The 9,764-nt window shown below is 70.9% G+C and carries 8 protein-coding genes and 1 rRNA gene; all 9 read left to right on the top strand.

Translation table 11 applies throughout. The annotated features are described in order from the left end of the window. Positions 1 to 92 (top strand): 5S ribosomal RNA (rrf, locus tag ACFV4F_RS27795); the annotation flags it as partial. Between the two features lie 88 nt (positions 93 to 180). After that, the gene (gene mshD / locus ACFV4F_RS27790) at positions 181 to 1,218 is read left to right on the top strand and encodes a mycothiol synthase (RefSeq protein ID WP_380506413.1); all 1,038 of its coding nucleotides are present in this window, start codon (positions 181 to 183) and stop codon (positions 1,216 to 1,218) included. A 282-nt stretch (positions 1,219 to 1,500) separates the two neighbouring features. Further along, positions 1,501 to 3,678 carry an RNA degradosome polyphosphate kinase gene (locus tag ACFV4F_RS27785; protein ID WP_380445992.1) on the top strand — a complete coding sequence of 726 codons (2,178 nt, stop codon included), beginning with the start codon at positions 1,501 to 1,503 and terminating at the stop codon, positions 3,676 to 3,678. 103 nt (positions 3,679 to 3,781) lie between these two features. Further along, a complete protein-coding gene (locus ACFV4F_RS27780) occupies positions 3,782 to 4,867 on the top strand; it encodes a CHAD domain-containing protein (RefSeq protein WP_380445991.1) in 1,086 nt (361 codons plus the stop codon). Position 4,868: 1 nt separating this feature from the next. Continuing rightward, positions 4,869 to 5,354: an NUDIX hydrolase gene (locus ACFV4F_RS27775; protein WP_380506410.1), complete on the top strand. Its 486-nt coding sequence runs from the start codon at positions 4,869 to 4,871 to the stop codon at positions 5,352 to 5,354. 242 nt (positions 5,355 to 5,596) lie between these two features. Next, entirely contained in the window at positions 5,597 to 6,733 is a 1,137-nt protein-coding gene (gene pstS, locus ACFV4F_RS27770; protein WP_380445989.1) for a phosphate ABC transporter substrate-binding protein PstS, read from the top strand. A 147-nt stretch (positions 6,734 to 6,880) separates the two neighbouring features. Beyond that, positions 6,881 to 7,852 (top strand): phosphate ABC transporter permease subunit PstC, encoded by a 972-nt coding sequence (gene pstC / locus ACFV4F_RS27765; protein WP_380445988.1) that lies wholly within the window; start codon positions 6,881 to 6,883, stop codon positions 7,850 to 7,852. Continuing rightward, a complete protein-coding gene (gene pstA / locus ACFV4F_RS27760) occupies positions 7,849 to 8,925 on the top strand; it encodes a phosphate ABC transporter permease PstA (RefSeq protein WP_380506407.1) in 1,077 nt (358 codons plus the stop codon). The genes pstC and pstA overlap by 4 nt, the downstream gene beginning before the upstream one ends. A 39-nt stretch (positions 8,926 to 8,964) precedes the next feature. Further along, entirely contained in the window at positions 8,965 to 9,741 is a 777-nt protein-coding gene (pstB, locus tag ACFV4F_RS27755) for a phosphate ABC transporter ATP-binding protein PstB (RefSeq protein ID WP_380445986.1), read from the top strand. The last annotated feature ends 23 nt before the right edge of the window (positions 9,742 to 9,764 follow it).

The raw sequence follows: 9,764 nt of genomic DNA, 5'->3' as shown, positions 1-9,764 counted from the left end.
CGCCCGGTTACATTCCGAACCCGGAAGCTAAGCCTCACAGCGCCGATGGTACTGCAGGGGGGACCCTGTGGGAGAGTAGGACGCCGCCGAACAATTCTTCTGAAAAGCCCCTGATCCATTCGGATCAGGGGCTTTTCGCATTTCCGGGAGCAGTCGTGCCCGGTGACGTATTGTCAGTCCATGGACGAACAGACAGCGGTCATCGCGGACAGTGTGCTCCGGCCCGGGCAGCGTGACGGCGCCCTGCGCGTGCTGGCGGACGCCCAGGCGGTCGACGGCCGGGCGGCCGTGTCCGAGCAGGGCCGGCTCCGGCTGCGTTCCTCGGAGACGCCCCGCCCCGGTGTCATCCACCTCCTCGAAGCCGACGTAGCCCACGAAGCCGCTCAAGCCGACGAGGCCAACGAGAACGCCAAGGCCGTCGAGAGCGCCGAAGCCGCCGTCGTGGCCTACGGCCAGCTGGAGATCCCCCAGGACACGGCTCCTGGGGCCCACGCCAATCCCGCCGCCGAACTCGTCGTCGCCCCCGCCGCCCGAGGCCGCGGCCTGGCCCGCCCCCTGGTGGACGCCGTGCTGGCGGAGGCCCACCGGGCCGGCCGCGACGCCGTCGACTTCTGGGTGCACGGCGGCCACCCCGCCGCCCGCCACCTGGCCGACCGGTACGGCGCCGAGCTGGTCCGCGAGCTGCGGCAGATGCGCCGCACGGGTGAGCAGACCGAGACCGTCCCGCTCCCCGAGGGCGTCGAGCTGCGGACCTTCCGTCCGGGTGAGGACGACGCCGAGTGGCTGCGGCTCAACGCCCTCGCCTTCGCCCACCACCCCGAGCAGGGTGCCTGGACCGAGCGCGACCTGGCGGACCGGCTGGCCGAGCCCTGGTTCGACCCGGCGGGCTTCTTCCTGGCCACCCGCGAGGGCAAGGTCGTCGGCTTCCACTGGACCAAGGTGCACGGGGCCACCGCCACCGAGCCGGCCCTCGGCGAGGTGTACGTCGTCGGGGTGGACCCGGCCGAGCAGGGCAGCGGCCTGGGCCGCGCGCTGACCGCGGCGGGCCTGCGTCACCTGACCGGCTCAGGCCCCGGCGAGCGTGGACTGGAGACCGTACTTCTCTACGTCGACGCCGACAATCCGGCCGCCGTGCGGGTATATGAACGACTGGGATTCACCGTGCACGAGGTGGACCTCATGTACCGCGTCGAGTACCGGGCGGACCGGGCGGTCTAGCCGCAACAGCCGGTCGGGGCAAGGCACGGGGCACCGCAGCCCCGGCCCCGACCGACTCAGCTTTCCTCCTGGCCATGCGGTGTTTACCGTGGATTCAATTGTTGCCGCGAAGATCACAGGATGAAGTCCGTAGTGTCTCGCTCGTGCAGCGTCGGCCGTACCACGGCGGCCGGTGCTGTACGGACCGCGCCGGGTGGGTGGGCGTGGGCGCCGGGCGATGACGACGGCCCGCAGAGCCATTCGCGTTCGGACGCCGTCCTGCTGCTGGAGGAGCTGGAACCCATGAGCATCCCTCGCCCCGTCTCTGCCCCACTGTCCCCACCGGCCCTGATGTCGAACGCGCTCGGTCTGCCGCCGGAGCCGTCGACGGTGGACGAGCAGGACTTCGAGGAGCTTCCGCAGGGCCGGTTCCTGGACCGCGAGCGGAGCTGGCTCGCGTTCAACGAGCGGGTCCTGGAGCTCGCCGAGGACCCGAAGATCCCGCTGCTGGAGCGGGCCAAGTTCCTCGCCATCTTCGCGAGCAACCTGGACGAGTTCTTCATGGTCCGGGTGGCCGGCCTCAAGCGCCGGATCGCCACCGGCGTCGCCCAGCGCAGCGCCTCCGGCCTCCAGCCGCGCGAGGTGCTCGACCTGATCTGGACGCGCTCGCGCGAGCTGATGGCCCGCCATGCCGCCGCGTTCCAGCAGGAGGTGCTGCCGGACCTCGCCACCGAGGGCATCGAGGTGGTCCGCTGGCCGGAGCTGGCGGAGAAGGAGCAGGCCCGCCTGCACACGCTCTTCCGGCAGAAGATCTTCCCGGTCCTGACCCCGCTGGCGGTCGACCCGGCGCACCCCTTCCCGTACATATCGGGGCTGTCCCTGAACCTCGCCGTGGTGGTGCGCAACCCGGTGTCCGGGCACAAGCACTTCGCCCGCGTGAAGGTCCCGCAGTCGCTCGCCCGTTTCCTGGAGGCCTCGCCCCAGCGTTACGTCCCCCTGGAGGACGTGATGGGCGCGCACCTGGAGGAGCTGTTCCCGGGCATGGAGGTGCTCGCGCACCACGCGTTCCGGGTCACCCGCAACGAGGACCTGGAGGTGGAGGAGGACGACACCGAGAACATCCTCAAGGCCCTGGAGAAGGAGCTGATGCGGCGGCGCTTCGGCCCGCCGGTGCGGCTGGAGGTCGAGGAGTCGATCGACCCCTACATCCTGGACCTGCTGGTGCGGGAGCTGAACATCACCGAGGCGGAGGTCTTCCCGCTGCCCGGCCCGCTCGACCTGACCGGCCTGTTCGGGATCGCCGAGCTGGACCGCCCGGAGCTCAAGTACCCGAAGTTCGTGGCGGGCACGGCCCGCGGGCTGACCGACGTCGAGTCGGCCTCCCAGCCGGACATCTTCGCCGCGATGCGCGAGCGGGACGTCCTCCTGCACCACCCGTACGACAGCTTCTCCACCTCGGTGCAGGCCTTCCTGGAGCAGGCCGCGGCCGACCCGGACGTGCTGGCGATCAAGCAGACGCTGTACCGCACCTCGGGTGACTCGCCGATCGTCGACGCGCTGATCGACGCGGCGGAGTCGGGCAAGCAGGTGCTGGTCCTGGTCGAGATCAAGGCGCGCTTCGACGAGCAGGCCAACATCAAGTGGGCCCGCAAGCTGGAGGAGTCCGGCTGCCACGTCGTCTACGGCCTGGTCGGCCTGAAGACGCACTGCAAGCTGTCGCTGGTGGTCCGTCAGGAGGGCGACACCCTGCGGCGCTACTCGCACGTGGGAACCGGCAACTACCACCCGAAGACCGCCCGGCTCTACGAGGACCTCGGGCTGCTCACCTCGGACCCGCAGGTCGGGGCCGACCTCTCGGACCTCTTCAACCGCCTGTCCGGCTACTCGCGCCGCGAGTCCTACCGCCGTCTGCTGACCGCCCCGCGCGGTCTGCGCGACGGCCTGGTCGCCCGGATCCACAACGAGATCGCCCACCACCGCGCGGGCCGTCCGGCCTATGTGAAGCTCAAGGTCAACTCGATCGTCGACGAGGCCCTGATCGACGCGCTGTACCGGGCCTCGCAGGCCGGCGTGCCGGTGGACGTGTGGGTCCGCGGGATCTGCGCGATCCGTCCCGGCGTGCCGGGGCTGAGCGAGAACATCCGGGTCCGCAGCGTGCTCGGCCGCTTCCTCGAACACTCCCGCCTCTTCGTGTTCGGCAACAACGGCGATCCGGAGGTCTGGATCGGCAGCGCCGACATGATGCACCGCAACCTGGACCGCCGGATCGAGGCGCTGATGCGGATCACCGATCCCGCGCACCGCGCCGAGCTGTCCGGGCTGCTCGACCTCGGGGTGTCGGACGAGACCGAGTCCTGGCACCTCGGCCCGGACGGCGCCTGGACCCGCCACTCGCAGGACGCCGAGGGCAAGCCGCTGCGGCACGTCCAGGACCTGTTGATCGACTCGCGCCAGCGCCGCCGGGCCGCCACCTCCCGCTGACGCGACCACTGATGCGAGCCGCCGGAGCCGGCAGGGGACAGGCTCCGGCGGTCGGCCACCAGCCCCGGGGGACGGACCCGGGGGAACGGGGATCTACCACGCCATGACCGAAGCGCCGATGACGGCCCGGGCGGCCTCCACCGCGACCGCCGGGGACATCCTCTCCAGCCATCTCACCGCCCAGGCCGGCGCGTTCCTGCGCGCCCTGCCGCTGGCGGTGGGGGAGGTCGGCGCCAGACCGGGCACGGCGGCCGTGCCGGCGGCCGGCACGGCCGACCTGCTGCGTGCCGTGCGGCGGATCGGTGGGCTGCTGCACACCTTCGGCAGCGTCTTCGAGCAGACCTGGGCGCAGGAGTCCCGCACCGAGCTGCGCTGGCTGCTCAACCTGCTCGCGCTGGAGCCCGGGTACGTCCGCCGCTCCGCCCGGCTGCTGGGCGCGCTCGACTCGCTGAGCGGCTCGGACCCGGACGGGACCGGCATGCTGGCCGGGCACGCCGGCGCACCGAAGGCGCGGGCGCTGCTGGACCGGCAGCTGACGCTGGCCCGGACGAGGGCGCACTCCAGCGTGCTCCAGGAGCTGCGGTCGGCCCGGCTGCACGCGCTGGCGGACCGGATGACGCTGCTGGTCGGCGAGGCGCCGCTGCTGGAGTCGGCGAACGCGCGGGCCGGCGCGGTGCTGCTGCCGCAGGCGGCCGCCGCGTTCACCGCGCTGACCGCGAGCGCCGCCCAGCTGCCGCTCCAGCGCGCCGCCACGCCGTACGGCGGGAACGGGCTGCGCCGCCTGGGCGCCGTTCCGCAGGCCCGCGGCGCGGTGGACGCGGACACCGCGCTGGCCGCAGACGACGAGCCGTGGGCGCGGATGCGGATCCTGGTGAAGCGGGCCCGCTACGCGCTGGAGGTGTGCGGCCGCCCGTCCGTGGAGCTGGACGAGCTGGACGACGTGCTGGGCCGCCACCAGGAGGCGGCCGACGCGGCGGTCACCGCGGCGACGGCGGCGCGCACGCCGCGGATCACCCCCGCCACCGCCTACGTACTGGGCGTGGTGCATGCTGATCAACGACTGGAGGTCGAGGCGGCGCGGTACGCCTTCGGCCGCCGGTGGCCCGAACTCCCGCCAGGCCTGGACGGCTGGCTGGAGGTCCCCCCTGCCGAGGGCTGGGGGCATTCCCCCGCACCACGGACGGCATGAATTGCGCGATCGGCTGAGCACCGGCCAGGCGGAGCACGCCCCGGTGATCCTCGCCGCGGGCGCGGTGCTGTGGCTGCCCGGCCGGCCCAAGAAGAGCGGCCGGCTGGGACGGCCCCGGATCGCCTTGATCCACCGGCCCAAGTACGACGACTGGAGCATGCCCAAGGGCAAGCTCGACCCGGGCGAGGGCATGGCCGAGGCGGCGGTGCGCGAGGTGCGCGAGGAGACCGGGTTCGGCTGTGTGCTCGGTCCCGAGCTGCCCGCGCAGCACTACCCGGTGCAGGGCCGTCCGAAGGAGGTCCGCTACTGGGCGGCGGTGCCGACCACGGGGGCGTTCCGGCCGAACCGCGAAGTGGACCGGCTGGAGTGGCTCCCGGCGGGGAAGGCCCGCGTCCGGCTGACCCACGACCGCGACCGGTTGCTGGTCGACGCCCTGCTGGAGATCCTGGGGGCGAAGCCGGTGCGGACGGACGGCTTCCGTTGGTAGCGGAACGATGGAAGTGATCTTCCCGAGTTCTTGCCGTGACGCAACCGTTACTACCTGACCTAGTTTCCTGTCATCCGTTCGAGGTTCACTCCCCGTTCACTTGCGACCGGCTGTCGTGTCACTTCCCCGGCCTAACTTCGGGACTACCGGAGGGCCGGACGGGCCCCGGACCACAGCAAAACCCGCGCTCCGCCGTATCGCACGGCCCGCGCGCCGGGCAATGCCACAGAAAGGGACACCCAGTGAAGCTCCAGCGGAACGGCCGCACCAAGGCCCTCGCGATCGGTGCCATGGCGCTCGTCAGCTCGCTGTCGCTCGCCGCGTGCGGCTCGGACAACAACAACACGACCGCCGGTGGTTCGGGCTCCTCGGGTTCCGCCGCCGCGGCCTCGATCAACTGTGGCAGCAAGCCCACCGCCCTCCTCGCCGCCGGTTCCACCGCGCAGGGCAACGCCGTCGACGTGTGGAAGACCGCCTTCGGTGCGGCCTGCTCCGGCGCCACGGTCAACTACAGCGGTGGCGGCTCCGGCGCGGGCGTCCAGCAGTTCACCCAGGGCAAGATCCAGTTCGCCGGCTCCGACTCGGCCCTGAAGCCGGCCGAGGTCGACGCCTCCAAGGCGGTCTGCACCGGTGGCCAGGGCATCGACCTGCCGATGGCCGCGGGCCTGATCTCGCTGGTCTACAACGTCGACGGCGTCGACAACCTGGTCCTGGACGGCCCCACCGCCGCCAAGATCTTCGACTCGCAGATCACCAAGTGGAACGACCCGGCGATCGCCGCCCTCAACCCGGGCGCCAAGCTGCCGGACACCGACATCCAGTCCTTCCACCGCTCGGACGACTCCGGCACCACCGACAACCTGACCCACTACTTCGCCGCGGCCGGCGGTGGCGCCTGGTCCTACCCGGCCGCCAAGACCTGGGCCGGCAAGGGTGGCCAGTCCGCCAACGGCAGCGCCGGCGTCGCGGCCCAGATCAAGCAGGTCAAGAACTCGATCGGCTACGTCGAGCTCTCCTTCGCGCAGACCAACAGCCTGAAGAGCGCCGCGATCAACACCGGCGCCGCCAAGCCGGTCGCCGCGACCGCCGAGAACGCCGCCAACACCTTCGCCAAGGCGAAGATCACCGGCACCGGCAGCGACCTGACGCTGAAGCTCGACTACGCGACCAAGGACGAGAACTCCTACCCGCTGGTCCTGGTCACCTACGAGATCGTCTGCGACAAGGGCAACAAGGCCGACACGCTCGACACGCTGAAGGCCTTCCTGACCTACACCGCCAGCGACGCGGGCCAGAAGGCGATCGGCGAGAAGGGCTACGTCCCGCTGCCGAAGGAGCTCACCGACAAGCTCAACGCCGTCATCCCGACCCTGGCCTGACCCAGCAGGACCACCGGTGGGGCGGCCCCGTGAGCGAGGGGGGCCGGGGCCGTCCCACCGGAACGCCCGACCCAGCACCACGTCCGGGGCACCGCCGCCATGGTGCCGCCCCCTCCCGGGGCGGCGCCACCAGACCGGAGTAGACCAATGACTTCATCCTCCCCTGCCGCGCCGCGAGGCAGGGAACGCCGACCGCGCGACAGCCGCGTCGGCGACAAGATCTTCATGAACCTCGCCCGGGGCTCGGGCATCCTCCTGCTGGTCGTGATGGGCGCCATCGCCGGCTTCCTGGCCTGGCGCTCCGGCCTCGCGCTCAGCAAGAACGACGGCAACTTCCTCACCACCTTCGAGTGGACGCCGGACGCCCCGAAGCCGGTCTTCGGCATCGCCGTCCTCGCGTTCGGCACGATCGTGAGCGCGCTCATCGCCATGGCGATCGCCGTCCCGGTCGCGATCGGGATCGCGCTGTTCATCTCGCACTACGCGCCGCGCCGGATCGCCCAGCCGTTCGCGTACCTGGTGGACCTGCTGGCGGCCGTCCCGAGCATCGTCTACGGCCTCTGGGGCGCGCTGTTCCTGGTGCCGCACATGGACGGTCTGACCAGCTGGCTCAACGAGTACCTCGGCTGGACGTACATCTTCGACCAGACCAAGACCGGCACCACCCCGCGCAACCTGTTCACCGTCGGCATCCTGCTCGCGATCATGATCCTGCCGATCATCACCGCGGTCTCCCGCGAGGTGTTCCGCCAGACGCCGCGGATGCACGAGGAGGCGGCCCTCGCGCTCGGCGCGACCCGCTGGGAGATGATCCGCACCGCGGTGCTGCCCTTCGGCCGCCCCGGCATCATCTCGGCCTCGATGCTCGGCCTCGGCCGCGCGCTCGGCGAGACCATCGCCGTCGCGGTGGTGCTGTCCTCCAACAGCGTCCTGTCGCTGCACATCCTCGACCCGGGCGGCGGCACCTTCGCGCAGAACATCGCGCTGAAGTTCGCCGAGGCCGGCGACAACGGCCGCAACGCCCTGATGGCCTCCGGCCTCGTCCTGTTCGTGATCACCCTGCTGGTGAACGGTGCCGCGCGGCTGATCGTCGCCCGCCGCAAGGAGTACTCGGCATGAGCAGCGTTACCACGACTGTTCCGGCGGACGCGCTCCCGCTCAGCCGGGCGCTGACCGCCAACCGCTTGCCCAAGTGGGCCCCGCCCGCCGTCGCGGTGGGCTCGATCGCCCTCGGCTGCACCATCGGCGCCGTCGGCGGCCTGGCCAGCCACCTGCAGTGGGGCCTGATCTCGGCGCTCCTGTTCGTCCTGATCAGCTACATCCTCTCGGCCCGGGTCGAGGGCCGCCGCCAGGCCAAGGACCGCTTCGCCACCTCGGTGGTCTGGGTCGCCTTCATCCTCGCCGTCGTGCCGCTGGTCGCGCTGACCGTCTACACGATCCAGCAGGGCATCGGCGTGGTGAACGGGTACTTCCTGAGCCACTCCATGAAGGGCGTCATCTCGTCCGGCCCGGGCGGCGGCATCTACCACGCGCTGATCGGCACCCTGGAGCAGGTCGGCCTGGCCACCGCGATGGCCGCCCCGATCGGCCTGCTCACCGCCGTCTACCTGGTGGAGTACGGCCGCGGCAAGCTCGCCAAGGTCGTCACCTTCTTCGTCGACGTCATGACGGGCGTGCCGTCGATCGTCGCCGGTCTGTTCATCCTGTCGCTCTGGAACCTCGCCCTCGGCTTCGGCTACTCCGGCTTCTCGGGCAGCCTCGCGCTGGCCATCCTGATGATGCCGGTCGTGGTCCGCTCCACCGAGGAGATGCTCAAGCTCGTCCCGAACGAGCTGCGCGAGGCGTCGTACGCGCTCGGCGTGCCGAAGTGGAAGACCATCCTGCGGATCGTCCTGCCCACCGCGATCGGCGGCATCACCACCGGTGTGATGCTCGCGGTCGCCCGCATCACGGGTGAGACCGCCCCGGTGCTGATGCTGGTGTTCGGTGCCGACTACATCAACAGCAACCCGTTCGACGGACCGCAGCAGTCCCTGCCGATGTACATCTGGCAGCAGTACTCCCTGGTCAACAACGACTTCGGCTACGCCCGCGCCTGGGGCGCCGCGCTCGTGCTGATCGCCTTCGTGATGGGGCTCAACCTCATCGCCCGGGGCATCGCACGCTGGCGCTCGCCCAAGGCCGGACACTGAGCGACCGACTGACGAAGACAGACGAGAGAAGCAACGATCATGGCCAAGCGCATCGACGTCAGCGGACTGTCGGCCTACTACGGCTCCACCAAGGCCATCGAGGACATCTCGATGAGCATCGAGCCCCGCTCGGTGACCGCCTTCATCGGCCCCTCGGGCTGCGGCAAGTCCACCTTCCTCCGCACCCTCAACCGGATGCACGAGGTGATCCCGGGCGCCCGCGTCGAGGGCAAGGTGCTCCTGGACGACGAGAACCTCTACGCCTCCAACGTCGACCCGGTCGCCGTGCGCCGCTCGGTCGGCATGGTGTTCCAGCGGCCGAACCCGTTCCCGACCATGTCGATCTACGACAACGTGGTCGCCGGCCTGCGCCTCGCCGGCGTGAAGAAGAAGGCCGTCCTGGACGAGGTCGTGGAGCGCTCGCTCAAGGGCGCCAACCTCTGGAACGAGGTCCACAACCGGCTGGGCAAGCCGGGCGCCGGCCTCTCCGGCGGTCAGCAGCAGCGCCTGTGCATCGCCCGCGCCATCGCGGTCGAGCCCCAGGTCCTGCTGATGGACGAGCCCTGCTCGGCGCTCGACCCGATCTCCACCCTGGCCATCGAGGACCTGATCGGCGAGCTGAAGTCCCAGTTCACCATCGTCATCGTGACCCACAACATGCAGCAGGCGGCCCGCGTCAGCGACCGCACCGCCTTCTTCAACCTGGCCGGCGTCGGCCAGCCGGGCAAGCTGGTCGAGCTGGACGACACCCAGCGGATCTTCTCCAACCCCTCGGTCCAGGCGACCGAGGACTACATCTCCGGCCGCTTCGGCTAAACCCCGGCGCCCCGGAGACCGAG

It is taken from the genome of Kitasatospora sp. NPDC059722, from assembly GCF_042733235.1.
GTDB lineage: Bacteria > Actinomycetota > Actinomycetes > Streptomycetales > Streptomycetaceae > Kitasatospora.
This window is presented reverse-complemented; position numbering and strand designations above follow the sequence as displayed.

Excerpts from the sequence above, each read along its gene's own strand:
- mshD (WP_380506413.1), top strand. The coding sequence starts at position 181 with ATGGACGAACAGACAGCGGTCATCGCGGACAGTGTGCTCCGGCCCGGG.
- ACFV4F_RS27780 (WP_380445991.1), top strand. The coding sequence starts at position 3,782 with ATGACCGAAGCGCCGATGACGGCCCGGGCGGCCTCCACCGCGACCGCC.
- pstC (WP_380445988.1), top strand. The coding sequence starts at position 6,881 with ATGACTTCATCCTCCCCTGCCGCGCCGCGAGGCAGGGAACGCCGACCG.
- ACFV4F_RS27785 (WP_380445992.1), top strand. The coding sequence starts at position 1,501 with ATGAGCATCCCTCGCCCCGTCTCTGCCCCACTGTCCCCACCGGCCCTG.
- pstA (WP_380506407.1), top strand. The coding sequence starts at position 7,849 with ATGAGCAGCGTTACCACGACTGTTCCGGCGGACGCGCTCCCGCTCAGC.
- pstB (WP_380445986.1), top strand. The coding sequence starts at position 8,965 with ATGGCCAAGCGCATCGACGTCAGCGGACTGTCGGCCTACTACGGCTCC.